This window comes from Nonomuraea sp. NPDC049684, from assembly GCF_044465345.1.
Taxonomy (GTDB): Bacteria; Actinomycetota; Actinomycetes; order Streptosporangiales; family Streptosporangiaceae; genus Nonomuraea.
Map to the genome: position 1 here is coordinate 138878 of NZ_JBITLO010000003.1, position 25423 is coordinate 164300.

Genomic DNA, 25423 nt, shown 5'->3' on the forward strand with positions numbered 1-25423 from the left:
GCCCCCCGGCTCACCGGCCCAGGTCGTCCCACTCCTGGAGCAGGTGGGCGGTGGCGGCGGCGGGGGCGGTGAACGACCAGCGGCCCGGCGGCAGGTCGAGGGCGCAGCCGCCGTCGGCCAGCCTGGTGGTCGGCAGTTGCTCGCCCAGGCCCATGAGGAAGGTGCCGTTGACGGTCATCCCGTCCCAGGCGCCGCGTACGGGCAGCACCGCGCGGGCGGTCACGCCCTCCGGGACGGCGAAGGTGAACTGGACCCCGTCGGGCCCGGCCCGCCAGCCCGACTCGACGGCCCCCGACGCGCTCGCGTACCGGGCGTGCGCCTGCCGCAGCAGCGGCACGGGGCCCGGACGCAGCAGCAGCTCGCCGAACCCGCCGCCCGTCCCGCGCGGGTCGTCGCCCAGGCCGGCCACGTGCCGGAACAGCCAGTCGCCCACGCAGCCGTAGGCGTAGTGGTTGAAGGAGTTCATGGCCGGCGTCTGCAGGCCGTGCCGGTGGTGCCAGGCGTCCCAGCGTTCCCACATGGTCGTCGCCCCGGCGCGGAGCTGGTAGCGCCACGACGGGTAACCCTCCTGGTTGAAGATCCGGCACGCCAGGTCGTGGTGGCCGGTCTCCGACAACACGGGCAGCAGCAGGGGGGTGCCGACGAAGCCCGTCATGAGCCGGTGCCCGTCGGCGCGGACCAGGTCGGCCAGCGCCCGAGCCGACCCGGCGCGGTCCTCAGGCCGGACGAGATCCCAGGCCAGGGCGACGGCGTAGCCGGTCTGCGTCTCGGTGCGCAGCCTCGGGCCGTCGAGGAAGGCCAGCCGGAACGCGTCCGACACGCGGGCGGCGGCCTCGTCGTACTCGGGGCCGTGCGGCTCGCCGAGCACGGCGGCCGCGTGCGCGATCAGGCGGAGGCTGCGGGCCAGCGCGGCGGTGGCGATGAGGCTCCTGGGCGTCTCCACCGTGCCGGGGGCCAGCCAGTCGCCCAGCGCCCGGCCCGGACGCAGGCCGTCGTCGGACTGCGCCAGGCAGTAGGCGGCCCAGCGCCGCATCGGGTCGTACGCGCGGCGCAACGTGCGGTCGTCGCCGTAGCGCCGCCACAGCAGCCACGGCACCTCGACCAGCGCGTCGGACCAGACGGGGGAGTCGTAGCCGTACTCGGGCAGCACCGGCGCGACGTGCGGGACGGCGCCGTCGGCCCGCTGCCCGTCGATCAGCGTCGTCACCCAGCCGGACAGGAACGCCTGCGTGTGCCGCAGGAAGCTGAGCGTCGAGCCGAACACCGAGATGTCGGCCGTCCAGCCGGTCCGCTCGTCGCGCTGGGGGCAGTCGGTCGGCACGCTGACCAGGTTGCCGTCCGCCGACGCGCCGATGTTGGCGACGAGCTGCCGCACGGCGGGGTCGCTCACGGTCAGCGAGCCGGTGACGGCGAGCGCGGACGACAGCAGCACCGCCTCCAGGTCGTCCGGCCTCAGCGCGCCCGGCCAGCCGGTGACCTCCGCGTAGCGGAACCCGTGCAGGGTGAAGGCGGGCTCCACGACGTGTGATCCGGCGTCGAGGACGAACTCGTCACGCTGGTCCGCGGTGCGCAGGTTGTCGGTGTAGAGCCGCCCGGTCGCGGTCAGCTCCTCCCCGTGCCGCACGACGATCCGCACGGGCCCCGGCGCGTCCACGCGCAGCCGGACGCGCCCGACGACGTTCCGCCCGAAATCGGCCACCTGCACGCCCGGCGCGGGCTCGGTCACCGACACGGCGGGCACCGTGCCGATCACCCGGACCGGGGGAGCGGGGTCGGCCTCCACCAGGATCTCCGGCGCGGCGGTCGTCCCGGCCGGCCCGGTCCCTGCCGAGGGCGTCTGGACGGTCTCGCCCATCACCAGGTCGGCGCGCGGGCGGCCGAGGTCCCGCCGGGTCCAGGCGGCGTCCGTGGCGAACACGCGGCGCGGGCCGTCGTCGTCGCGCACGAGCACCTGGGCGCTGACCGCGGGCCGGTCGCCGTAGCGGCGCGGGCCGCCGCCGGCGACGTGACCGGCGTACCAGCCGGGGGCCAGCCACAGCTCCAGCTCGTTCTCGCCGGGCGCCAGCAGGTCCGTGAGCTCCAGCAGCCGGTAGCGCGTCCGGTGGCCGTAGTCGGTCCAGCCGGGGGCCAGCTCCTCCTGGCCCAGCCGGGCGCCGTTGAGCAGCGCCCGGTAGACGCCGAGCGCGGTGGCGGCCAGCCAGGCGCGTCCCGGCGCGGGCCGCCAGGTGAACGTCCCGCGCAGGCTCACCGCCGCCTCGGGATCGCCCGGCAGCCAGGGCGCGTCCCAGGCGCCGCGCGCCCGCAGGCCCGTGGTGAACGCGCCCGCCGCCAGCCCCTCAACCTCCCAGGTGTACGGCGTCAGCGGCCTCAGCAGGCCGTCCGGCACGTCCACGCCGTGCGACCCGGCGGGCACGGTGGACCGCCAGACCTCGCGCCCGTCCGCGGACAGCGCCACGGTGGCCTCCGCGGTCGTCCGGGCGTCCCACGACAGGCGGGGGGACGGCTCGTCCACGCCCACCGGGTCGGCCAGGCCGCACGTCAGGCCCGCCCGCGCGCCGGGCGGGGCCGGCCGGATGTAGGGCGTCTGCGCGCCCGAGACCTGCACGTCGAGCACCCCCGAGTTCCGGTTCACGCATCGAGCCCGGTGGTGAAGGCGTTGTGCAGGCCGTCGATGTCGACGCCGGACAGGCTCGGCGCCATCACGTTGATCAGCAGCACGAAGCACGCGTCCTGCTCCGGGTACATCCACCACTGGCAGCCCGAGGCGCCGCCGTGCCCGTACAGCCGCCGTTCCAGCAGGCCGGGGGCCGAGTGGCGCAGGTTCCAGGTGAGTCCCCAGTCCTGCCCGGCGTTGACCGGGTCGGGCTGGAGCTTGACCAGGCCCGTCGTCTGCGGGGTCGTCATGGCGGCCAGGGTGGTGGGGTGGATCAGCGCGCGGTCGCCGCGCAGCAGCGCCCCGCCCAGCGCCAGCAGGTCCTCGGCGCGGGAGAACAGCGCGCCCGCCGGGTGGCGGAGCCGGACGAACGCCTCGAAGTCGAAGCCGGGCCCGAGCAGTTCGAGGCCGTGCACCTCGGCCGCCGCGCACGCGGGGTCGAAGGTGATCCGCCCGCCGCCCGGCACCAGCGTGTTCAGGTCGGAGTCGACCAGCTCGGCCACGTCGCGCCCGGTGACGTCGCGGACCATCTCCGCGATCCCGGCGAAGGCCAGGTTGGAGTAGTGGCTGAGGGTGCCCGCCTCGAACAGCGACGGCGCGGTGAGGAGGTGCTCCACCAGGTCGTCGGGGGTCAGCGTCTGCTCGGCGATGCCGCTGGTGTGGGTCAGCAGGTGCCAGAGCGTCACGTCGGGACGGGCGAAGTTCGGCAGCACGTCCCGCAGCGGGCGGCGCAGCGACAACAGCCCGCGCTCGACCTGGCGCAGGGCCAGCAGGCCCATCAGCGGCTTGGTCACCGAGAACAGCGCGAAGTGGTCGTCGGTCCTGGTCTCGCGGCCGTCGTGGGCGCCGAACGCCTCCAGCACCTGGATCCCGTCGGAGGTCGCGGCGCCGAACACCGCGCACGGCAGCCGCCCCTCCTTGATCTCGCGCCTGACCCAGTCGAGCGCGATGTCGTGCGTGGTCATCCCTTCAGTGCACCTTCCGTGAGGCCGGCCAGGACGCGCTTCTGCGCGACGGCGTACACCGCCACCAGGGGCAGCGTGGTGAGCAGGACGTGGGCGAAGACGAGGTTCCAGTTCAGGCTCTGCAGGGTGCCGGAGGCGAACTGGAACAGGCTCAGCGGCAGCGTGGCGTTCGCGCTGCCCTGGAGCAGGAAGAGGGCGAAGAAGAAGTCGTTCCAGACGTTGATGATCAGGATCACGCCGCCGACGAACAGCACCGGCCGCAGCAGGGGCAGCAGGATGCGCACGAACACCTGCGGACGCGAGGCGCCGTCGATGGCGGCGGCCTGCTCCAGGTCCGGCGGGAACGCCCGGACGAACCCGGTGGCCAGGAAGATCACCACGCCCAGGCGGCAGCCGGTCATCGTCAGCACGTAGCCGAGCGAGCCGCCGTCCAGCGACAGGGCGCGCAGCAGGTAGACGGTCGGGATGATGGACGGCGGCAGCAGGATCGACAGCCCCATCACGAAGTAGGCCGCCTGCAGCCACCGTGACCGGCTGCGCCCGAACGCCCACGCCGCCGCCGCGCCGAGCAGCACCACGGCGATCACGATCGGCACGGTCACCTTGAGGCTGTTGAGCAGCCCGGTCAGGTAGCCGCCCCGGTCGAGCACGATGCCGTAGTTCTCGGCGATCGCCCACGTCCTGGGCAGGCCGAGGCCCAGCTCGGCGGCCTCGCCCGCGGGCTTGAAGGAGTTGACGACCACCAGCCAGACGGGCACGAGCACCCACGGGACCGCGAAGACCGTCAGCGCCGCGTACTTGAGCGCCGCTCTCATCCCGTCACCTCCCTGCGCCGCAGCCACCACACCAGGGGGACGGCGGTCGCGATCACCAGCAGCGTCACGGTGAAGCCCAGCGCGCTGGCCGAGCCGAAGAAGCCCTGTCCCCATTGCTGGCGCATCACCACGTTCAGGGCGCGCGTGTGGTCGCCGGGGCCGCCGCCGGTGGTGGCGGCGATGACGTCGTACGCGCTGAGCGCGCCCACCAGCGTGACCGCCACGTTGAAGGTCAGCGCCGGGGCGAGCATCGGGAACACCACCCGCCGCAGCCGGGTCCACGGGCCGGCGCCGTCCACGGTCGCCGACTCCAGCAGCGACTTCGGGATGGAGTTGAGTCCCGCGATGTAGACCAGGGTGATCAGCCCGCTCCACTTCCACGCGTCGATGAACGCGACCACCACCAGCGCGGTGGACGGTTCGCCCAGCCACGCCCACTCGATGCCGAGGAAGGAGTTGATCGCCCCGTCGGGGGCCAGCAGCCCGCGCCAGATGTAGCCGGCGGCCAGCGGCGAGATGAGCGTCGGCAGGAAGAACGCCGAGCGGAAGACGGTGTTGATTCCGCTGGTCCGCTGGAGGGCCAGGGCCAGCGAGAGGCTGACCGTGTTCTGGATCGCCATGCACAGGACCGCGTACAGCACGGTCACGGTGACCGCGTTGGCCAGCAGGTCCTGGTCGATCAGCGTGCGGACGTTCTCCAGCCCGTTCCAGGTGATCTCGGCCCGGAAGCTCGTCCAGGAGGAGAACGCGAACCGCACGTTGAGCAGGAACGGGGCGACGAAGAAGACCGTGACCAGCACGATCGCGGGCAGCGCCCACGGCAGCCAGGCCGCCCTGTTCCGCATCACCATCCGGGCAGCCCTGCCGCCTTGGCCGCCTGCTCGACCTGGCCCTGGAGCTGGGTCGCCGCCTTCTGCGGGTCCTTCTGGCCGGCGATCAGCTCGGACATGAGCTGGGCCAGGCCGCCCATGCCGGGGATGTCGGAGTTGAAGGCGATGACGGCGCCGGTGTCGTACGCCTTCTTGACGTCCTGCAGCACGGAGGAGACGCCCTGCGGGCCGGGCACGTCCTTGAGCACCGGGAAGGTCTTGGACGCGGTGATGTACTCGGCGTAGGCCGGGCCGGTCATGAAGCGCACGAAGTCGAGCGCGGCCTTCTCGCGTGCCGTGTCACCGGTCTTGGGCAGGTAGAACGTGCCGATCGGGCCGGGCGCGTAGGTCACCAGCGGCTTGTCGCTGGACAGGCCGACGAAGCCGACGGACTCGTCCACGGCCTTCTGGTCGCCGCCGGCGGCCGCGAGCAGGGCCGGGAGCATGTCGGAGTGCTGGGCGACCATGGCGGCCTCGCCGGTCACCAGGGCCTTCATCGAGTCCTCGAACTTGGCGGTGACGATGTCCTTGTTGAAGCAGCCGTCGGCCTTCAGCTTGGCGTAGGCGGTCAGTCCGGCGACGAAGGGCGAGCCGGGGTCGGCCAGCGTGCTGCTGTGGCCGGCGATGGCCTTGCCGTAGGCGTTGGCCTGGTTGGCGCCGGCCAGGTAGAGGATGGGCAGGATCTGCACGGGCCAGATCGAGCCGCCCGACTCGAAGACCGGCGTGACGCCGGCGGCCTTGAGCTTGGGGCACGCGGCGGCCAGCTCGGTGAAGTTCGCCGGCGGGGTCAGCCCGGCCTTGGCGAAGACCTTCTTGTTGTAGTAGAGGCCGAAGACCTGGGGGAAACCGGTGATGGCGGCGTAGACCTTGCCGCCCACGGCGCCGGCGGCCTGGTAGAGGTCGCCGGACCTGGCGATGTACGCCTCGCCGGTCAGGTCGCGCAGGTTCTCGGCCGGGTTGAGGGCGAGCAGGCCGCTCACCGTCGCGTGGTACTCCAGGATGTCCGGGCGCTCCCCGGTGGCCCACTTGGTCTGGGTGGTGTCCTCGAAACCGTCGGACGGGATGGACACGAGCTCGATCTTGTGGCCCGACTGCTTCTCGAACTTCTTGTACATCTCCAGCAGCGGCGCCGGATCCGCGCTGTTGTGCCAGAGGGTCAGCTTCACCTGGCCGGTCCCCTCCGGGGCGGCGGACCCGCAGCCGGAGAGGGACAGGGCGAGGACGGCGCCAATCGCCGCGCCGAGCGGACGAGATGGTGCTCTCACGCTCGTGCTCCTGTTCATGTGGGGGGAGAATGTGTAGAACGTTCTACGGCAAGATCGAAACCTCCGTCAAGGGGTGGACCTGAGGAGTGGGGGAGGACTAGCCTCTGCTTCCAGCAAAGTGTGTAGTTCGTTCTACGAGAACCCGGAAGGATGGCGTGTGACGAGCGGACGGGTGACGATCGCCGACGTGGCCAGGCGGGCCGGGGTGTCCACGGCCGCCGTGTCGAAGGTGGTGCGCGGGGCGTACGGCGTCAGCGCGGAGATGCAGGCCAAGGTGCGGCAGGCCATCGACGAGCTGGGCTACCGCCCGCACGCCGCGGCCCGCGCCCTGCGCGGACGCACCTACACCCTCGGCGTCATGCTCTCCGACACCCGCAACCCGTTCTTCCCCGACATCATCGAGGGCATCACCGGCCGGCTGGGCGACACCGAGTACCAGGTGCTGCTCGGGCCCGGCGGCATCGAGCCCAAGACGCAGGCCAGGATGACCGACGCCATGATCGACCGCAGCATGGACGGGCTCATCCTGATCTCGCCGGTCATGACGGACGCCGAACTGGCCGCCATCGCGGCGGCCGTCCCGGTCGTCGTCGTCGGCAGGCACGGCGGCGCCGCCGACCACGACGCGGTCGTCGACGACGACGTGATGGGGGCCCGGCTCGTGGTCGACCACCTGGTCGGGCTCGGGCACACCCGCATCGCGCACATCACCCACCTGGAGCGGGCCCGCGCCCAGGGACTGCCGCACATGGTGCGCGCCGAAGGCTACCGCCAGGCGATGCGCGCCCACGGGCTGCCCGACGACGTGCTGGCCACCTCCTTCACCGAGGAGGGCGGCTTCGAGGGCGCGCGGGAACTGCTCGCCCGCGACGACCGGCCCACCGCGATCTTCGCCGGGGCCGACATCGCGGCGCTCGGCGTCCTGCGCGCCGCCGACGAGGCGGGCCTGTCGGTGCCGGAGGACCTGTCCGTCGCCGGGTACGACAACATCGGCATCGCCTCGCTCAAGCGCATCTCGCTCACCAGCGTCGACCAGGACGGACGGGTGATCGGGGCGACCGCCGCGCGCCTGCTCGTCGAGCGCATCGAAGGACGCACGCGGTCGGTGGCGTCGTCGGTGTCGCCCACGCTGATCGTCCGCGGCACCACCGGACCGCCCCGCCCCTGACAGGCCGGCCGCGCCCCGGGGGCCTGTCGCGGGCCATGCATTAAAACGATTCGATGGAAGGACCCCCCACGTGAGACGACTCGCTCTCCTCGCCCTTCTCCTCCCGCTGGTCGCGCCCGCGCAACCGGCCCTGGCCCAGGCGTCCGCCACGACCTGCCCGGTCAGGGTGGACCCGGCCGCCTTCGCCTCCGAGGCCCGCCTGAGCGCCCTGGCCACCCGGCAGGGGACGTTCGGCCCCAGGCCGACCGGCTCGGCCGCGCACGCCGGCTACGTCGACTGGCTGGAGGAGGAGATGTCGGCCATCCCCGGCCTCCAGCTCTCCTCCCTGCCCTACGCCATCGACCGCTGGGACAACCTCGGCACCGGGCTGACCGTCGGCGGCACGTCCGTGCAGGTCGCGGCGCCCGTGCCGTTCTCCTCCTCCACCGGCGCGGGCGGCGTCTCGGCGCCGCTCGTCCACCTGGCCGCGGGGACGAACATCACCGCCGCCAACGCCGCCGGGAAGATCGTCGTCCGGGACCTGCCCTGGACCAGCGTGCCCAACCTGCTGTTCTATCCGCCCACGCTCGGCTACTCCATGTACGACCCGGGCATGACGATCAACCTTCTCGGCTCGGAGTCGATGGAGGCCCCGGCCGCGGCCGACGCCGACCTCAAGGCGGCCGCCGCCGCGGGCGCGCTGGGCGTGATCGAGGTCAGCCAGCTCCCGCACGCCCAGATCAAGGACATGTACGCCCCCTACGAGGGCCTGCCGTACGGCGTGCCCGGCGCGTACGTCGGCGCCGACCAGGGCAAGCAGATCAAGGACGCGCTGGCCGCCGGGCAGCCGGTCCAGGCGTCGCTGAAGGTGAACGCCGCCTGGACGCCGACGACGACCCGCACCCTGCTCGCCACGCTGCCCGGCGGGAGCGCCCAGAAGATCGTCGTGGAGAGCCACACCGACGGCATGAGCCCGGTGTGGGACAACGGCCCGCTCACCATGATCGAGATGGCCCGCTACCTGTCGACGCTGCCGGTGGAGTGCCGTCCGCGGACCGTGCAGTTCGCGTTCGTGACCGGCCACCTCTACCAGCACCTGACCGGCCCCGACGTCCGCGAGGGCGGCGCCGGCCAGCTCGCCGCCCAGCTCGACGCCGAGTACGACCAGGGCAAGGTCTCCTCCGTCGTCGTCCTCGAACACCTCGGCGCCAAGCGCTACGACGCCGTCGCCAGGCCGAACGGCCTGCCGGGCAAGCAGCTCGTCGCCAGCCCCACCCTCACCGAGCTGCTGTGGGTCCCCGTCAGCGAGAGCACGCCGCTGCGCGAGCTGGTCAAGGGCCACATCGAGTACTGGGACGTGCGCCGCACCGCGATCCTCAAGGGCCTGTCGGCGGCCGACCTCGCCACCGTGCCGCACCACTGCAGCTTCGGCGGCGAGGGCACGCCGTACAACCAGCACCTGCTGCCCGTCATCGCGCCCATCGCCGCGCCCAAGACGCTGTTCTCGCCGCAGTTCGGCGCCGAGGCGATCGACCTGCCGGTGATGCGCAAGGCGTCGCTCGCCTTCACCGACGTCGTGCTCGACCTCGGCCCGATGGCCCAGTCGGCCGTCGCGGGCGACGTGACGACCATGCGCCAGCAGCGCGCCTCTGGCACGCCGGGGTGTGCGTGAGCATAGACCGAAGGGCACTCGTGCGCCGGCACAACGTCGCCGACGCCGGGTGCCCGCTCACCGTCGGCAACGGCGAGTTCGCCTTCACCGCCGACGCCACCGGGCTCCAGACGTTCGCGCCGCTCGGCACGCAGGCGCAGTGGGGCTGGCACACGATGCCCAACCCCAAGGGCCACGTGCTGGAGGACGCGCTCACCGACTACGACGGCGTCGGCTACCCCGACCTCTACCCGGCCACCGAGGCGGGCGGCTGGCTGCACGTGAACCCGCACCGCCTGCACCTCGGCCGGATCGGCCTCGACACCGGCGAGGACACCCCGCTCGGCCGGCCGGCGCAGACCCTCGACCTGTGGACCGGCACGCTGTCCAGCTCCTTCGAGCTGGGCGGCCGGCCGCACGAGGTGGAGACGGTCTGTCATCCCGAGCGCGACCTGCTGGCCGTACGCGTCGCCGGCGGCACGGGCATCAGGATCGCCTTCCCCTACGCCAGCGACGGCTGGCACACCACCGCCGACTGGGACAGCCCCGACCGGCACACCACCACGTGCGCGCGGCGCGGCTCGCGCTGCGACTTCACCCGCGTCCTGGACCAGGACCGCTACCACGTGGCCGCCGAGTGGACGGGAGCGGCGCGGTTCACCTCGCCCGCCCCCCACGTGTACCTGATCCAGGGCGAGGAGCTGGAGCTCGTCGTCGAGTTCGCCCGCCACCCCGTCGGCGGCGACCTGCCGTCCTTCTCCGAGGTCCGTACGGCCGCCGCCGCCCACTGGGAGCGGTTCTGGACGCGCGGCGGCGCGGTCAGCTTCGAGGGCAGCGCCGACCCGCGGGCGCCCGAGCTCGAACGCCGGGTCGTGCTCTCGCAGTACCTCACCGCGGTCAACTGCGCGGGCACCACCCCGCCGCAGGAGACCGGGCTGGCCGTCAACTCCTGGAGCGGCAAGTTCCACCTGGAGATGCACTGGTGGCACGCCGCCCACTTCGCCCTGTGGGGCCGGCCGGAGCTGCTGGAGCGCAGCCTGCCGTGGTACCGCTCGATCCTGCCGCGGGCCAGGGACACGGCCGCGCGGCAGGGGTTCCGCGGCGCCCGCTGGCCCAAGCAGGTGGGGCCGGAGGGCAGGGAGAGCCCGAGCGAGATCGGCGCCTTCATCGTCTGGCAGCAGCCGCACCTGATCTCCTTCGCCGAGCTGCTCCGCCGGATCCGCCCGGCGGCGCTGGAGGAGTACCGGGACCTGGTGTTCGAGACGGCCGAGTTCATGGCCTCCTTCGCGGCCGGCGGGCACCTGGGGCCGCCGCTGGTGCCGGCGCAGGAGTCCTACCACGAGTCCAGGAGGTCGGTGCGGGACCCCGCCTTCGAGCTGGCCTACTGGTGGTGGGGGCTGGCGACGGCCCAGCGCTGGCGGGGCCTGCTCGGCCTCGACCCCGACCCGGAGTGGGCGCGGGTGCTGGACGGCCTGGCCCGGCCGCTGGTGCGCGACGGCGTGTACGCGGCCATCGGCGTGGAGCCGTACACGGTCAGGACCGACCATCCCTCGATGACCGGCGCGCTCGGGTTCGTGCCGCCCACCCCGCTGATCGACCCCGAGATCATGCGGGCCACCCTGCACGACGTGCTCGCCGACTGGGACTGGGACAGCGCGTGGGGCTGGGACTTCCCGATGCTCGCCATGTGCGCGGCCCGGCTCGGCGAGCCCGGCACCGCCGTGGACGCGCTGCTGATGGACGCCCCGAAGAACACGTACCTGCCCAGCGGCCACAACCACCAGTGGCCCGGCCTGCTGCCCCTCTACCTGCCGGGCAACGGCGGCCTGCTGGCCGCCGTCGCCCACATGGCGGCGTCGGGCTGCTTCCCCGAGGGCTGGCGGGTTCAGGCCGAAGGGGTGGTCGCGATGCTGTGATCAGAGCCCTGATCGAGGCCGTGATCAGGGCCGGCGAGCAGGGCGACGGTGTAGTGGTAGAGGTCGCCCGCCGACGACGTCAGCGTGGCGGCGCGGCCCGCGCGCACCTCCGAGGCGATGAACTCGGTGGTGCCGTAGACGATCAGCCGGGGGATCGCGGCGCGCAGCGGCGGCAGCGACGGGTCCTCCAGCCTGGCCCGCGCGGCCAGCGCCGCCAGCATGTCCAGGAAGGGCCGGTAGGCGGTGTCACGCTGCTCGACGGCCCGCTCGCCCGCCCTCGGCAACTCCACGAAGTACGCCTGCGCGTACTCCGGGCGCTCCTGCCACCACCGCAGGTAGGCGGCCAGGCCCAGCCGCAGCGCCACGCGCCAGCGGTCGGCCGCCCCCGACGCCGCTGTCCGGATCGAGTCGATCATCTCGGGCAGGTCGCGCTCGCATCCGGCGAGGAAGCACGCCTCCTTGTCGGCGAACTGGGCGTAGAAGGCGTTGCGCGAGACCCGCGCGGCGGCGATCACGTCGGGCACGGTCGTGGCGGCGTAGCCGCGCCTGGCGACCAGCCGCAGCATGGCCTCCACGAGGCGGTCGCGCTGCGACTCGCGCACCGTGTCGGGGGAGAGCCCGTGCCGCCCCCGGGGCAGCGGCCGGACCGCCGGAACTTCCTTCTGTTCATCTCTTGACATCGCTCACCGATCGTACTTCTCTCTTTTAGGAGACGTTCACGTCTCCAAATATCCCACGAGGTGACCATGGAGAACTTCACTCGTCGGCAGGCGTTGCGGGCCGGGGCGCTCGGCCTCGTGTCGGCCGGATTCCTGTCGCGGACCACCGCGGCCGACGCCGCCTCCACCATCGAGACCATCTATAAGGCGACGGGTCCGTGGCCGGTCGCCACCGGCACCTCGGGCGGCCACCGGCTCTACTACCCCTCGAACCTCGGCGCGGGCGGCGTCACCCACCCGATCGTCACGTGGGGCAACGGCTCGTGGGCCACCCCCGACAACTATCCGGGGCTGCTCAACCACCTGGCCTCCTGGGGCTTCGCGGTGGTCGCCTCCACCGACACCACCACGGGCACCGGCGCCGAGATCCTCGCCGCCGCCCAGCACCTGGCCGGCCTGGACGCCGACCCCGCCAGCGTCTTCCACGGCAAGCTGAACACCGCCCAGATCGGCGCCGTCGGCCACTCCCAGGGCGCGGGCGGGGTCGTCAACGCGGCCAACCACTCCGCCGGGCTGATCAAGACCGTGGTGCCGATCGCCGTGCCCGCGCAGTGGATGGCCAGCCCCGGGGACGAGTTCTCGGTGGCCGCCCTGACCTGCCCGGTGCTGTTCCTCAGCGGCGCGGACGACTGGCTGATCTCCTCGGCCGCGACCGTGCAGGGCTACTACGACCAGGCCACCGCCGGAGCGGGCCGGGCGCTGCTCAAGGGCGCGGGGCACAACGACATCCAGAACACCGGCGGGGCCTTCCTCGGCTACGTGACCGCCTGGCTGAGGTACCGGCTCCAGGCCGACGCCCAGGCCCGCGGGGCGTTCGCCGGCAGCGCCCCCGAGCTCCCCACCAACACCGCCTGGCAGAACCAGGCGCTCAAGAACCTCACCTAGGAGAACCACCATGGCGGATCTGACGCGGCGTGGGCTCCTCGCCGCCGGCGCGCTCACCCTGCTCGCCGGATGCGGCAAGGACCAGCCCCGGCAGCAGGCCGCGGCCGCCGGGCCGCACGGCGAGGTCACCGTCTGGCTGCACGGCTCGCAGGACACCGGCCAGCAGTTCCAGGAGCTCGTGCACCGCTACATCGCCGAGTTCAAGGTGGACGTCAAGCTGCTCTACCTGCCCGTGGGCCAGCTCGACGCCAAACTGCTGACCGCCTTCAGCGGCGGCGCCCCGCCCGACGTCTTCAAGATCGGCCACTGGAGCTTCCCAGCCCACGCCAAGAAGCAGCGGCTCGCCCCCGTCGACACCAAGGCCCTCCCGCTGGGGAACTACGAGCCGGGCACCACCGCCCCGCTGACCTACCGGGACGTGCCCTACGGCGTGCCCATCGACTTCAACCCCTGCCTGCTCTACTACCGCAAGGACCGGTTCGAGCAGGCCGGGCTCGACCCCGACAAGCCCCCGGCGACCTGGGAGGAGGTCGCCGAGTACAGCGCCAAGCTGACCTCGCCCGACCGGGCGCGGGTCGGCCTGCAATGGCTCTACGGCGACCCCCAGTGGGCCCTCATGACGCTGACCGCCCTCGTCCGCGGCAAGGGCGGCGAGCTCGTCACGGACGGCGGCGGCAAGGCGTCGCTGGCCACCGAGCAGGGCATCGCCGCCCTGACGTACATGTCGGGCCTCGGCAACCCCAAGCTCTCCAACCCGCTGGGCGCGCTCGGCCTGTTCTACTCCGGCCAGGCGGCCATGGTCGTCAGCGGCGCCTTCCTCGGCCCCGCGCTGGAGAAGCTGGGCAAGGACAAGCTCACCTTCGGCAAGCAGTACGGCGTCGCCCCCATGCCCACCTGGGACGGCGGGCCGTCCGTCGTCCCCGCCTACACGTGGGGCTGGGGGGTGGCCAAGGACTCGCCCAACCAGTTCACCGCCTGGCACCTGGTCAACTACCTCCAGGGCGCCCCGTCGGTGGCCGCCAACCTCGACAACGGCATCATCATCCCGACCAAGGGCTGGCGCGAGGCCGGGCCGCGCGGCAAGTCGGAGATCATGGAGATCGTCGCCGGCAGCCTGCCGCACGTCGACTTCGGCCCGATCATCCCCGGCGCGCTGGAACTGGCCAAGGCCGCGTCCGGCGCCGTGGACTCCGTCGCCCACGGCAAGGCGACCCCGGCCCAGGCCGCGGCGACCTTCGACGCCACCGTGCGACCGGTCCTGTGAGCGTGCTCGGCGGAGTCGGGGCCCGTCCGCACGGCCCGGTGAGCGTGCTCGGCAGGGTCAAGGCCCGGCCGCAGGCCACGGCGGGCGTGGCGCTGACCCTTCCGGTGGCCGTCTTCTTCGTGGTGTTCTGGCTGGTCCCGTTCCTGTCGGCGATCTATCTCAGCTTCACCGACTACGAGATGGCCGGGACGCCCAACTGGATCGGCCTGGCCAACTACGAGCGCATGTTCGCCGACCCCGGCTTCCTCAACTCGGCGTGGATCACCGTCGTCTACACGGTCTGCACGGTCGTCCCGACGATCGTGCTGGCCCTGCTGGTGGCCGTGCCGCTGAGCAGGCCCGGACGGCTCAACCGCTGGCTCAGGGCGCTCGTCATGATCCCGGCCGTGATGCCGCTGGCCGCCACGTCCATGGTCTGGGTGATCATCTACTCCGACCGCGGCCTGGCCAACACCCTCCTCGGCCTGGCCGGGATTCCCGCGCAGTCCTGGCTGACCAGCTCCGGCCTGGCCATCTGGGCCCTGGTCGTGATGGTCGTCTGGAAGAGCATGGGGCTGTTCGTGATCATCCTGACCGCCGGGCTGCAGGCGCTGCCCGGCGAGGTGTACGAGGCCGCCGCCATCGACGGCTCGGGGCCGGTGACCACGTTCACCCGCATCACGCTCCCGCTGCTGCGCAGGACGCTGCTGTTCGTCCTGGTCATCTCGGTCGCCGGATCGATGCAGGCGTTCGTGCCCGCCTTCCTGCTCACCGGCGGCGGGCCCGCCGACGCCACCCAGGTGCTGCCGTACTACATCTGGGCCAACGCCTTCCCCTACGAGCACATGGGCTACGCCGCCGCCATGGGCATGGTGCTGCTCGTCGCCATGGTGATCGTCTCGGCGCTGCAGTTCGCGTTCCTGAAGGGCGGCGACGAATGAGGGTGCTGCGCGCCGCCTGGCTGATCGTCGCGGTCGGGTTCATGCTGCTGCCGGTCTACGCCATGGTCGTCGTCGCCTCGGCGCCCGACGACACCGACCTGCGCGGGCTGGTCTTCAACGGCTTCCACCTGCCCGAGAACATCGGCGTGCTGTTCGGCGCGGGCAACCTGCCCACGTACCTGCGCAACAGCCTGATCCTGTGCGTCGGCACCGGCGTGCTGGACGTGATCTTCTCGGCCGCCGCCGGGCACGCGATGGCGCACCTGTCCTTCCCCGGCCGCCGCGTGCTGTTCGCGCTGGTGGTCGGCACGCTCGCGCTCACCCCGATGGTCATGGTCATCCCGGTCTTCCTCATCGTGAAGGAGCTCGGCTGGGTCAACACGTTCCAGGGCATGATGGTGCCGGGCATGATCAGCGCGTTCGGCGTCTTCCTGGTGCGCCAGTTCGCCCTCGGCATCCCGAAGGAGCTGCTGCTGGCCGCGCGGGTCGACGGCGCGGGGGAGTTCCGCATCTTCGCGCGCATCGCCGTGCCGCTGCTGCGGCCCGCCCTCATCACCCTGTTCCTGGTGCACTTCCTGGCGCAGTGGGACAACCTGCTGTGGCCGCTGATCGTGGCCAACGAGCAGGAGCTGTGGCCGCTGCCGGTGGGGCTGGCCAACTTCCAGAGCGAGGTCGGCGTCACCTACCACCTGACCACCACCGCGGCGCTGGTCACCGCCGTGCCGCCGTTCGTCCTCATGGTCGCGCTGCAGCGCTACTACGTGGCCGGGCTCACCTTCGGAGGGGTGAAACGATGATCCCTGACCTGATCCCCGGCGCCACCCTGATGATGGAGTGGATCGAGACGGTCACCGCGCGCGGCGTCCGGCGTCCCGGTTATCCGGCCGACGACTGGACCGCCGCGTGGGCCGCCGGGCGGTTCACCGAGTTCGGGCTGCGCGACGTCCGGCTCGCGCCGGTCGAGCTGCCCGTCTGGCGGCCGGTGACGGCGTCCCTGGTGGTGCGCCTGGACGCCGACCCGTCCAGGGTGGTGCGGGTGGCGGCGTCCGCGCTTCCGTACACCACGCCCAAGGCGAGCGTGACCGCGCCGGTCAGCCGCGAGGTCGTGCCGGGCGCGATCGTCGTGCCCGAGTACGCCTTCACCGAGCTGCCGCAGTCCTACGTCAGGGACCTGGCGACGGCCGTGCACGACCCCGAGGGCGTCTTCGACGACCTGGTCCAGACGCTGCCGTTCCAGCTCGACTACCTCGACGTGCTCCAGGGCGTGATCGACGGCGGCGCCGCCGCGTTCGCGGGCGCGCTGACCGGGGTGCCGTGGGAGACCCGCGACTACTACGTGCCCTACGACGCCGTGCACCGCGACCTGCCGGCCGTCTGGTTGTCGGGCGGCGACTCGCGGCGGGTGCTCGACCTGGTCGACGCCGGCCCCTGCACGGGCACGCTCACCGTCGAGTCGGAGACCGGCCCGGCCGTCTCGCACAACGTGATCGGCACGCTGCCCGGCCGCTCCGGCCAGTGGGTGATCATCGGCTCACACCACGACGCGCCCTGGGCCTCGGCCGTCGAGGACGCCTCGGGGATCGCGCTGGTGCTGGCCGCCGCCCGGTACTGGGCGGCCGTGCCCGAGCGGGACCGGCCGCACAACCTGCTCTTCCTGCTCACCGCCGGGCACATGGCGCACGCCGCCGGCACCCGGGCCTTCATCGAGCAGCACCGCGGCCTGCTCGGCGACGTCGTGCTCCAGCTCCACCTGGAGCACGCCGCCCGGCGGTGCGTGGCCGCGGACGGCGAGCTGGTCCCCACCGGCGACCCCGAACCCGGCTGGTGGTTCACCACCCGCAAGCCGGAGCTGGAGAGCCTGGTGGCGGCGGCCCTCGTCGCGGAGGACCTGAGACGCTCGTTCGTGCTGCCGCCGGACGCCTTCTCCCCGATGCCGCCCACCGACGGGGCCTTCTTCCACCCCGAAGGGGTGCCGCTGGTGCACTTCCTGTCGGCCCCCATGTACCTGTTCGACTCGGCCGACACCCTCGACAAGGTGTACGAGGACGGCCTCGAACCGCTCACCCGGGCGGCCGTCAGAATCGTCGAAGGGACGGCCGGATGGCGTCGCGCATGATCGTCCGTACCACGTCGGGGCTGGTCGAGGGCAGGGCGGAGGAGGGCGGGCTCGCCTTCCTCGGCGTGCCGTACGCCGCCCCGCCCTTCGGCGAGCACCGCTTCGGCGCGCCCGTCCCGCCACCGCCGTGGGACGGCGTGCGGCCCGCCGTCACGCGCGGCCCCGCCGCCCCGCAGGCGGCCGGCACGGACATCGGCCTGTACGCGCCCGACGTCTTCGAGACCGGCGAGGACTGCCTCAACCTCGACGTGCGCGCCCCCGGCGGCGGCGAGACGGGGCTGCCCGTCCTGGTCTGGATCCACGGCGGCGCGTTCGCCATCGGCGGCAACGGGGCGGCCTGGCACCAGGGCCACCGCTTCGCCCGCGACGGCGTGGTCTGCGTGGCCGTCAACTACCGGCTCGGCTTCGAGGGCTTCCTCGCCCTGGACGACGCCCCGCTCAACCGGGGCGTGCTCGACTGGCTGGCCGCGCTGGAGTGGGTGCGCGACAACATCGCGGCCTTCGGCGGCGACCCCGGCAACGTGACGGTCGCCGGGCAGTCGGCGGGCGCCGCGGCCGTCGCGACCCTGCTCACCATGCCCCGCGCCGAAGGGCTGTTCCGGCGCGCGATCGTGATGAGCGGCTCGGCCACCCTGGTCGCCGGCGAGCAGGAGGCCCGCGACCACGCCAGGGCGCTCGCCGCCCGCCTCGGCATCGCCCCGACCAGGGCGTCCTTCGCCGCGCTGCCCCCCGAGGCGCTCGTCGCCGCGCAGCCGCCGCCGCTGACCGGCGGCCCCGGCGGGCTGAACGACTCGGTGCCGGTCAAGCCGGTCGTGGACGGCGACCTGATCCCGGCCGTCCCGCTGGACGCCCTGCGGGCGGGCGCGGGCGGGCGCCTTCCGCTGCTGGTGGGCTGCACGTCCCAGGAGGCCGACGTGTTCGTCCGGGGCATGGCCGCCGGGCTCGACGAGGCCGCCGCGCGGGCGGTGCTCGACCACCTCGGCGTCCAGGTGGACGAGCCCGGCCTCACGCCCGCCGAGCGCGTCGCACGCGCCGTCACCCGGCATCTGTTCACCCGCGAGACCCGCTGGATCCGCGAGGCCAGGCCCGCCTACGGCTACGAGTTCCGCTGGGAGTCGCCGGTCGAGAGCCCGGCCGGCGGCGGACGCGTGGGCGCGGTGCACAACCTGGACCTGCCCTTCGTCTTCGACGTGCTGGACGCGCCCGGCGTCGCCCGCACGGCGGGACCGGGCGCGCCGCAGGCGCTGGCCGACGCGATGCACGCCGCCTGGGTGCGCTTCGCCCGCACCGGCGACCCCGGCTGGCCGCTCGGCCACACCATGATCTTCGACGATCCCGCGCCGCCGGGGTGAGGGTCAGCCGGCCGTGAAGTCCGCGCGGTGGTCGGCGACCCACTCGGCGAGCGTGCGGCCCGGCCGTCCGGTCACCGGGGTCACCGGACGCGGGACGTCAGGGACGGTGAGGGTGTCGTGCCAGTAGTCGAGCAGCATCTTCATGACCGGCTCGGGGACGAACCGCCCGGCCTCGGCACGGAACTCCGCCGGCGTGATCTCCACCAGCGGGATCTCCACGCCCAGGGTCTCGCCGATGATCGCCACCTGTTCGGCGCGGGTCAGGGCCTGCGGGCCGGTGAGCGGGATCGCCGTCGCCAGGTGATCGTCGCGGAGCAGGGTCTCGGCGGCGGCCTCGGCGACGTCGTACTCGTGGATCGGGGCCTGCGCCGAGGCGAGGTAGGGCGCCCGGATCGGCGCGCCGGAGCGGATCTGCCAGGCCCAGGAGAGCAGGTTGCCGGCGAACGTGCCGGGACGCAGGATCGTCCAGGCCTGGGCGCGGGAGGTCACGGCGGACTCGACCGCCGCGTGGTGGACCTGGCTCGCCGACCCGTGGTCGCGCCGGAACTCCTTCGCGGCGGCGAGCGAGGACAACACGGTGAAGCGGTGGACGCCGCGGGCGGCGGCCGCGGCGACGAACGACGCCACGCCCTCGGCGGGGAAGACGAAGGCCCGATCGACGCCGGCGAACACCTCCGGCCCGAGCGTGGCGGCGTCGGCCAGGTCGCCGGCCACGACCTCGGCCCCGGCCGGCAGGCCCGCGTCGTCCGGCTTTCGGGTCAGCGCGCGCACGGCGGCGCCGCGGGCCAGCAGGGTCGTGACGAGGTGACGGCCGACGGCGCCGGTCGCGCCGGTGACAAGGATGCTCAAGAGGACCCGCCTCAGGAAAGTGGGGCCGGTCCATCCGGCCCGAACTCCAACCTAGAAACCATTCAGGGCAGTTTCTGTCCACTTCTATTAGGCTCGGCGGGTATGCCGGACCAGACCACGACCGGGCGGGCGCTGCGCCTGCTGGAACTGCTCCAGGCCCGCCGGTCTTGGAGCGGCGGCGAGCTCGCCGGCCGCCTCGGCGTCGACGGCCGCACCCTCCGGCGGGACGTCGATCGGCTGCGCCGCCTCGGCTACCACGTCGAGGCGCGTCGCGGCCCCGACGGCGGCTACCGGCTGTCCACCGGCAGCGACCTGCCGCCGCTGGTGTTCACCCCGGACGAGGCGCTCGCCGTGGCCGCCGCCCTCGCCTCGTCGGCCGCCGGCGGCGCGGCCGGCGGCGGCGAGGTGGCGCTCACCGCCCTGGCCAAGATGGAGCAGGTGATGCCCCCGGCGGTGCGCGGGCGGGTGCGGGCGCTGCGCTCCTCGGTCGCCTTCGGCGGCACGCCGAACGCCGTGGCCGGCGCCTACCCGGCGCCCCTGGACGCCGGCGTGCTGGCGGTCCTGGCGCTGGCCTGCCGGGACGCCGAGCGGGTCCGGCTGCGCGTGATGAGCACCGAGGGGGCCGACACCGGACGGGAGACCCCGTGCCACGTCGAGCCCGCCGCCCTGGTGCCCCGGCAGACCCGGTGGTTCCTCGTCTGCCGCGACCTCGACCGCGACCGCGACGGCGACCTCGACCGCGACAGCGGCTGGCGGGTGCTGCGCGTCGACCGGATCACGGGGGCGTCGGCGACGGGCGTGCGCTTCGAGCCGGAGGAGGTGCCCGGGGGCGATCCGGCCGCGTTCGTCGCCGGCCGGCTCGGCGCCCCGCCGCGCAGGCACTCGGCGACGATCCTCATCCACGCCCCGATCGAGCAGGTGCAGGCGTACATGGGCGGCTTCGCCACGGACTTCGCCCCGACGACCACCGCCACCGGCCAGGCGGCGACGCACTGGCGCATCGCGGACGTACGCCTTGAGGTCCTCGCCGGCGGCCTGCTCTGGGTGCGATGGCCCTTCGAGGTGGTCGACTCTCCCGAGCTCGCCGCCCTGCTCCGGGACCGTGCGGCGGCCTTCGCCCACGCCGCCGACCCGCGCTGAGGGCTGCTGCGAGGCCCCGCCCGCGGCCTTCCGCGGGCGGTCATGCCGGAGGCGTCCAGATGCGGCTGCGGAGATCGGTGCCGCGGATCACCTGGACGCGCCAGGGCTCCAGGCGGAGGACGTGCAGCGCGGGGTCTGTGGGCGACCGCCAGAAGGCCCCGAGGTCGTAACCGGCCCCGCGCGGGCTGGTCGTCCGGTAGAGGTCCCAGACGTGGCGCTTGGTCTCCGCATCCTCGACCCAGGCGGCCGTGGCCTCGATGGCGACCGAGCTGTTGCCGGGCTTCCAGTACGAGAAGGAGGTGTGCGGATTGCCCGCGAGGTGGGCCGCCTTGACCGGCGTCCGGTAGGTGGCCAGCCAGCCGCGCGGCCGGCCGTCCACGGTCTCCCAGACGGGGATGAGGATGCGGGTGCGGGGACGGTTCCTGGCGTCGACGGTGACCATCGTGGCGTACCGGATGGCGCCGACGTAGGCGTTGAACTCGCTCTCGATCTCGGCGAATGACGTGGTCATCGACGGCACTCCTCAGGACTCGGTACGTCTTCGGTGACCAGGGCATCGTGCGCCGCAGCGAGGACACCGCGGAAGACGGCACTTCGAAGGCACCGAGTTACCGCCCGGGAACCGACCCTGACCAGGCAGGACGCGCGGGGGTCCGAGGGTCGTCATCAGCTCGGCGGGGCGGGATGGTCACTTCTTACCTTTCAGGTCGCGCGAATTTCATGCAGGTCGCCGTTTCCGTACATGTTGGTGCTCCAGGTTCAAGTCGTTCACTTTTGAAGCACGTGTCGTGGCGTCGATCGCGCCGCGACAAGATCGGGGAGCACCACATGCGACATGCCTACTTCACTGTCCGCCGGGAGCCGGCCGCCTGGCGCCACCTCGCGGCAGTCTCGGTCGGCATCGGGCTGGGGCTCTTCCCGCTGGCACAGAGCGCGTCGGCCGCCCCGCACGGGACGCCGCAGGCCCCGGCCTTCAGCGTCGACGGCGGTCGTCACGAGCAGGCGGTGTCCGTCGAGCTGCGGGCCGGGCGGGGTGAGACGATCCGGTACACCACCGACGGCAGCATTCCCACGAAGAGCAGCCCGGCCTTCGCCGGCAAGCCCATCCGCATCACCGAGGACACGAACCTGACGGCCCGCGCCTTCAAGGGCAACCAGGCCGGCGCCGTCAAGTCCGAGGGGTACCTCATCCGCGAGGGGGAGCAGCCGATCGCCCGCATGATGATCGTCTCGGACGTGCACATCGGCGACTACGAGGCCGACCGCCATCGCTGGTCGTCCTACTTCGACACCATCGCGTCGGTTCTGGGCACCCCGGACGCCATCCTCTCCAACGGCGACATGATCAACGACAACTGGGACGGACGCGGCAAGGACCACCAGCTGACCGCCCGCATCTTCAAGGAGAACCTGGCCCGCAAGGGCATGAACGCGACCCAGGTGTTCATGTCGTACGGAAACCACGACGCGACCCTGGCCGAGCTCCGTGCGGGCTACCCCGAGGAGTGGTTCCCCGACTCCGGCGACGGGTACTACCGCACGGACGTCAAGGGCGTCCCGATGATCACGGTCAACACGGAGAACTACTCCGCGGCCCAGGCCGCCTGGCTGCGTGACCAGCTCGGCCAGATCTCCGCGGACCCCGCCTACCGCGACCTGCCGATCATCGTCCAGGGGCACCGTCCGGCGCCTGGAACCGTCATGGACGGCCAGCAGACCAGCAACCCGCGCCTCACCGAGGACCTGTCGAAGTTCCCGCGCGCCGTCTACTTCTCGGGCCACTCCCACCTGAACGTGAACGACCCGCGCTCGATCCACCAGAAGAACTTCACCGCGGTCAACGACGGCAGCTCGTCCTACATCGAGATCGACCACGGATACCAGATGCTCGACGCCGAAGGACAGCTGGCCAACCGCTTCGAGACCCCCACCGCCCAGGGGCTGGCCGTCGAGGTCTACCGGGGACGTACCGTCGTCAACCGCATCAACCTGAACGCCGACCTGCACGACATCTACACCGGCGGCAAGTGGTCGGCGAACTGGAAGCCCCCGTTCCAGAGCGACGGGACGCTGGCCGGCAGGTCCTGGGAGATCAGGACGGCCGGCGCCGACGCCCAGGTCGTGCAGAACTTCACCTACACCGACGCCAACCGCAACCGCACGGCCCCGGCCTGGACGTCCCAGCACCCGCTGACGGCCCAGACCGGCAAGGACGGCCGCCTGGCGCTGCGCATCGAGCAGGCCGCGGACGACGAGCTGGTGTACCACTACAAGGTGCGCGTCACCCGCGCCGACAACGGCGCCGAGGTGCTCAGCACCAAGGTCGCCAACCGCTTCGACGTGGTGCCCGCCGCCGCCTCCCTGGACATTCCGCTCCCGGTCCAGCGCGACGGCGCGCGGTACCGCGCGGAGGTCGTCGCGGTCGACGCGCAGGGCAACCAGTCGCCGGTCGCCGCGGACGTGCTGAAGTAGTTGGCGGCCCCGTCGTCGATCGGGCACGGTCGATGACGGGGCCTTCTTCCGGGCGCCGTCGCGCCCGGCCGCCACGTGACGTCGCCGGCGGAAGAGCGCCTGAGCACGAGTGAATAGACTTGTCGTCATGTTCGACGACAAAACCCAGGAGACCCTGCGGCGCCTGCTGGACCTCGCCGAACACCCCTCCACCCCGGACGCCGAGCGGGCGCTGGCATTCGTCCGCATCCGCGCCCTGCTGGCCGTGCCGGCCGACGACGCCCGCCGCAGGGCGCCCGTGGCCGGCATGGACGCCCAACTGCTCACCAAGCTCAAACCGCTGCAACGGCACGTGGACGAGGACCTGGTCGACGACGTGCACGGCGACCTGCACTCCTTCGGCATCCGCTACCGGCTGGTCTCGGAGGTCGCCGGCGAGCTGGCCCACATCCTCGACCTCCGCTCCCGCCTCGCCCCCGGCAAGCGCCACCGCCACGACGACGGCGTACGCCAGACGGCCGCCAGGCTGACCTACCTGCTGGAGCGCTCCGACGGCTTCCGCACCTCCCGCTGGCGCACCAAACGCGGCTGACCCGGCCGCCCAGAAGCACGGAAGGGGTGACCGGCGTGGGGCGCGCCGCCGGGGTCATGACGCTCTTGACCGCCTGGTTCTCCGGCCGGAGAGGCGACGTCGCCATCGCGGCGGCCACCACCGCGGCCACCCTCGGCCCGCTGCTGGTGCCCGGTCCGAAGGCGTGGTGGATCCTCGCCCTGGGCGCGCTCGCCTCCGCGCCCGTCTACTGGCGCAGGCGCGCGCCCATGACCGTGGCGCTGTTCGTCGGCGCCGCGATGACCGTCATGGTCTTCTGGGAGAAGCCGTTCCTCCCGTTCGGCCCCCTGGTCGCCGTCTACACCGTCGCCGACGTCAGTCCCACGTGGAAGCGCCTGGCCGCGATCCCGGCGATCGCCGTCATCGTCGGCTTCTCCCTGGCGCTGCCCGGGGAGGACAGCGAGATCTTCCGCCTGATCGGCACCGCCTTCGTGGCCGCCTACGCGCTGGGCACCAGCGCCCGCGCGAACCGGTCACGTACCGCGGAACTGGCCGAACGGGCCCGTCGCCGCGAACAGGAGCACATCGCCGCGGTGGCGGAGGAACGCGCGCGGATCGCTCGCGACATGCACGACATCATCACGCACGCCGTCGGGCTGATGGTCGTCCAGGCCGAGGCCGGGCCCGTGGTCGTGCGGAGCGACGCGCCCAGGGCCGAGGCCGTCTTCGACGCGATCGCCGACACCGGCAGGGGAGCGCTCACCGAGCTGCGCGGCCTGCTCACCGCGCTGCGCGCGTCGGACGTCCCGGCGGGGGAGAACCTCGGGCCCGCCCAGCCGAGCCTGGACGGACTCGCCGCGCTGGCCGGACGCAGCGGCCTGGACGTGGTCATGACCGTGGAGGGCGAACGGCGGCGGACCTCGGGCAGCCTGGAGGCCGCCGTCTACCGGATCGTCCAGGAAGCCCTCACCAACGTGCGCAAACACGCCGGGGTGCGCGACGTACGGCTGCGCCTGCGCTGGACCGCGCGGGAACTGCTCGTCGAGATCGCCGACGAGGGCGCCGGGTCCCGTCGCGACGGCGGCGGCTACGGCCTGATCGGCATGCGCGAACGGGCGACCGCGTACGGCGGGACGCTCACCGCCGGACCGGGTCAACACGGCGGATTCCTCGTCAGAGTCGTCTTTCCGCTTGAATAACGCGCATGCTGCGCGTGCTCATCGCCGACGACCAGGATCTCTTCCGCGCCGGGTTCGGCCTGATCCTCGGCGCCCAGCCGGACATGCTGGTGGTGGGCGAGGCGGCGGACGGTGACGAGGCGATCGCGCTGGCCGGGCGGCTGCGTCCGGACGTCGTCCTGATGGACGTGCGGATGCCCGGCACGAACGGCATCGAGGCCACCAGGGAGATCTGCGCCACCACCGCCGCCAAGGTGCTCGTCCTGACCATGTTCGACCTGGACGAGTACGTCTACGACGCCGTCCGCGCCGGCGCCAGCGGCTTCCTGCTCAAGGACATCCGCCGCGACGAGCTGGCGCACGCGGTGCGCACCGTGGCCGCCGGCGAGGCGCTGCTCGCGCCCGCCGCCACCCGCAGGCTGCTGGAGAACCTGGTCAGACGGCCGGCTCACGGCCCGATGCCGCGGCTGGCGGGACGGCTGGCGGCGCTCACCGAGCGGGAACGCGAAACGCTCAGGCTGGTCGCCCGCGGACTGTCCAACGCCGAGATCGCCGCCGCGCTCGTGGTCACCGAGCACACGGTCAAGACCCACGTCAGCCGCATCCTGACCAAGCTGGACCTGCGGGATCGGGTGCAGGCGGCGGTGTTCGCCTACGAATGCGGCCTCGTGGTCGCCGGTGAGAGTGACACCGGAGATCACACTCACGACTGACGCGC

Annotated in this window: 22 protein-coding genes; 14 read left to right on the top strand and 8 right to left on the bottom strand. The window is 72.8% G+C overall.

Annotation, left to right across the window (positions count from 1 at the left end; translation table 11 throughout):
• Positions 1-10: 10 nt before the first annotated feature.
• The 5 genes from ACIBST_RS10955 to ACIBST_RS10975 are packed head-to-tail and all read right to left on the bottom strand — an operon-like array spanning position 11 to position 6567.
• Positions 11-2632, bottom strand: coding sequence for a family 78 glycoside hydrolase catalytic domain (locus ACIBST_RS10955; protein ID WP_397170857.1), 2622 nt, complete (start codon positions 2630-2632; stop codon positions 11-13).
• Positions 2629-3618: a serine hydrolase domain-containing protein gene (locus ACIBST_RS10960; protein ID WP_397170858.1), complete on the bottom strand. Its 990-nt coding sequence runs from the start codon at positions 3616-3618 to the stop codon at positions 2629-2631. The genes ACIBST_RS10955 and ACIBST_RS10960 overlap by 4 nt, the downstream gene beginning before the upstream one ends.
• Positions 3615-4433 (bottom strand): carbohydrate ABC transporter permease, encoded by an 819-nt coding sequence (locus ACIBST_RS10965; protein ID WP_364412031.1) that lies wholly within the window; start codon positions 4431-4433, stop codon positions 3615-3617. Before ACIBST_RS10965 ends, ACIBST_RS10960 begins: the two co-directional genes overlap by 4 nt.
• Positions 4430-5284 (bottom strand): carbohydrate ABC transporter permease, encoded by an 855-nt coding sequence (locus ACIBST_RS10970; protein ID WP_397170859.1) that lies wholly within the window; start codon positions 5282-5284, stop codon positions 4430-4432. The genes ACIBST_RS10965 and ACIBST_RS10970 overlap by 4 nt, the downstream gene beginning before the upstream one ends.
• Positions 5278-6567 (bottom strand): ABC transporter substrate-binding protein, encoded by a 1290-nt coding sequence (locus ACIBST_RS10975; RefSeq protein WP_397170860.1) that lies wholly within the window; start codon positions 6565-6567, stop codon positions 5278-5280. Before ACIBST_RS10975 ends, ACIBST_RS10970 begins: the two co-directional genes overlap by 7 nt.
• Before the next feature lie 157 nt (positions 6568-6724).
• On the opposite strand from ACIBST_RS10975, the gene ACIBST_RS10980 reads away from it, so the two are divergent.
• The 3 genes from ACIBST_RS10980 (at position 6725) to ACIBST_RS10990 (ending at position 11281) form a co-directional block, all read left to right on the top strand.
• Entirely contained in the window at positions 6725-7735 is a 1011-nt protein-coding gene (locus ACIBST_RS10980) for a LacI family DNA-binding transcriptional regulator (RefSeq protein WP_397170861.1), read from the top strand.
• Positions 7736-7805: 70 nt separating this feature from the next.
• Positions 7806-9386 carry a hypothetical protein gene (locus tag ACIBST_RS10985; protein ID WP_397170862.1) on the top strand — a complete coding sequence of 527 codons (1581 nt, stop codon included), beginning with the start codon at positions 7806-7808 and terminating at the stop codon, positions 9384-9386.
• The gene (locus ACIBST_RS10990; protein WP_397170863.1) at positions 9383-11281 is read left to right on the top strand and encodes a hypothetical protein; all 1899 of its coding nucleotides are present in this window, start codon (positions 9383-9385) and stop codon (positions 11279-11281) included. Before ACIBST_RS10985 ends, ACIBST_RS10990 begins: the two co-directional genes overlap by 4 nt.
• Here ACIBST_RS10990 and ACIBST_RS10995 read toward each other — a convergent pair.
• On the bottom strand, positions 11251-11961 hold the full coding sequence (locus ACIBST_RS10995) for a TetR/AcrR family transcriptional regulator (protein ID WP_397170864.1): 711 nt from the start codon (positions 11959-11961) through the stop codon (positions 11251-11253). The genes ACIBST_RS10990 and ACIBST_RS10995 overlap by 31 nt on opposite strands.
• Positions 11962-12027: 66 nt before the next feature.
• Between ACIBST_RS10995 and ACIBST_RS11000 the strand changes: the two genes are divergently transcribed.
• Genes ACIBST_RS11000 through ACIBST_RS11025 form a run of 6 tightly spaced genes read left to right on the top strand, consistent with a single transcriptional unit; the run spans position 12028 to position 18537 of the window.
• Entirely contained in the window at positions 12028-12885 is an 858-nt protein-coding gene (locus tag ACIBST_RS11000) for an alpha/beta hydrolase (RefSeq protein ID WP_397170866.1), read from the top strand.
• A gap of 10 nt (positions 12886-12895) precedes the next feature.
• On the top strand, positions 12896-14149 hold the full coding sequence (locus ACIBST_RS11005) for an ABC transporter substrate-binding protein (protein WP_397170868.1): 1254 nt from the start codon (positions 12896-12898) through the stop codon (positions 14147-14149).
• A gap of 2 nt (positions 14150-14151) precedes the next feature.
• Positions 14152-15069: a carbohydrate ABC transporter permease gene (locus ACIBST_RS11010; RefSeq protein WP_397170870.1), complete on the top strand. Its 918-nt coding sequence runs from the start codon at positions 14152-14154 to the stop codon at positions 15067-15069.
• Entirely contained in the window at positions 15066-15866 is an 801-nt protein-coding gene (locus ACIBST_RS11015; protein ID WP_397170872.1) for a carbohydrate ABC transporter permease, read from the top strand. The genes ACIBST_RS11010 and ACIBST_RS11015 overlap by 4 nt, the downstream gene beginning before the upstream one ends.
• Complete coding sequence (locus ACIBST_RS11020) at positions 15863-17185, top strand: M28 family metallopeptidase (RefSeq protein WP_397170874.1); 1323 nt, start codon at positions 15863-15865, stop codon at positions 17183-17185. The genes ACIBST_RS11015 and ACIBST_RS11020 overlap by 4 nt, the downstream gene beginning before the upstream one ends.
• Complete coding sequence (locus ACIBST_RS11025; protein WP_397170875.1) at positions 17182-18537, top strand: carboxylesterase/lipase family protein; 1356 nt, start codon at positions 17182-17184, stop codon at positions 18535-18537. The genes ACIBST_RS11020 and ACIBST_RS11025 overlap by 4 nt, the downstream gene beginning before the upstream one ends.
• Positions 18538-18540: 3 nt before the next feature.
• On the opposite strand, the gene ACIBST_RS11030 is transcribed toward ACIBST_RS11025, so the two are convergent.
• A complete protein-coding gene (locus tag ACIBST_RS11030) occupies positions 18541-19386 on the bottom strand; it encodes an SDR family oxidoreductase (protein ID WP_397170876.1) in 846 nt (281 codons plus the stop codon).
• A gap of 102 nt (positions 19387-19488) precedes the next feature.
• Here ACIBST_RS11030 and ACIBST_RS11035 point away from each other — a divergent pair, with 102 nt between their 5' ends.
• Positions 19489-20526 carry a helix-turn-helix transcriptional regulator gene (locus ACIBST_RS11035; RefSeq protein WP_397170878.1) on the top strand — a complete coding sequence of 346 codons (1038 nt, stop codon included), beginning with the start codon at positions 19489-19491 and terminating at the stop codon, positions 20524-20526.
• Positions 20527-20566: 40 nt separating this feature from the next.
• Here ACIBST_RS11035 and ACIBST_RS11040 read toward each other — a convergent pair whose 3' ends face one another.
• The gene (locus ACIBST_RS11040; RefSeq protein ID WP_397170879.1) at positions 20567-21037 is read right to left on the bottom strand and encodes a pyridoxamine 5'-phosphate oxidase family protein; all 471 of its coding nucleotides are present in this window, start codon (positions 21035-21037) and stop codon (positions 20567-20569) included.
• Between the two features lie 317 nt (positions 21038-21354).
• Here ACIBST_RS11040 and ACIBST_RS11045 point away from each other — a divergent pair, with 317 nt between their 5' ends.
• From ACIBST_RS11045 to ACIBST_RS11060, 4 genes are all read left to right on the top strand, one after another.
• On the top strand, positions 21355-22998 hold the full coding sequence (locus tag ACIBST_RS11045; protein WP_397170881.1) for a chitobiase/beta-hexosaminidase C-terminal domain-containing protein: 1644 nt from the start codon (positions 21355-21357) through the stop codon (positions 22996-22998).
• 127 nt (positions 22999-23125) lie between these two features.
• On the top strand, positions 23126-23569 hold the full coding sequence (locus ACIBST_RS11050) for a hypothetical protein (RefSeq protein WP_397170882.1): 444 nt from the start codon (positions 23126-23128) through the stop codon (positions 23567-23569).
• A gap of 56 nt (positions 23570-23625) precedes the next feature.
• Positions 23626-24726, top strand: coding sequence for a sensor histidine kinase (locus ACIBST_RS11055; RefSeq protein ID WP_397170884.1), 1101 nt, complete (start codon positions 23626-23628; stop codon positions 24724-24726).
• A gap of 5 nt (positions 24727-24731) precedes the next feature.
• On the top strand, positions 24732-25418 hold the full coding sequence (locus ACIBST_RS11060) for a response regulator (RefSeq protein ID WP_397170886.1): 687 nt from the start codon (positions 24732-24734) through the stop codon (positions 25416-25418).
• The last annotated feature ends 5 nt before the right edge of the window (positions 25419-25423 follow it).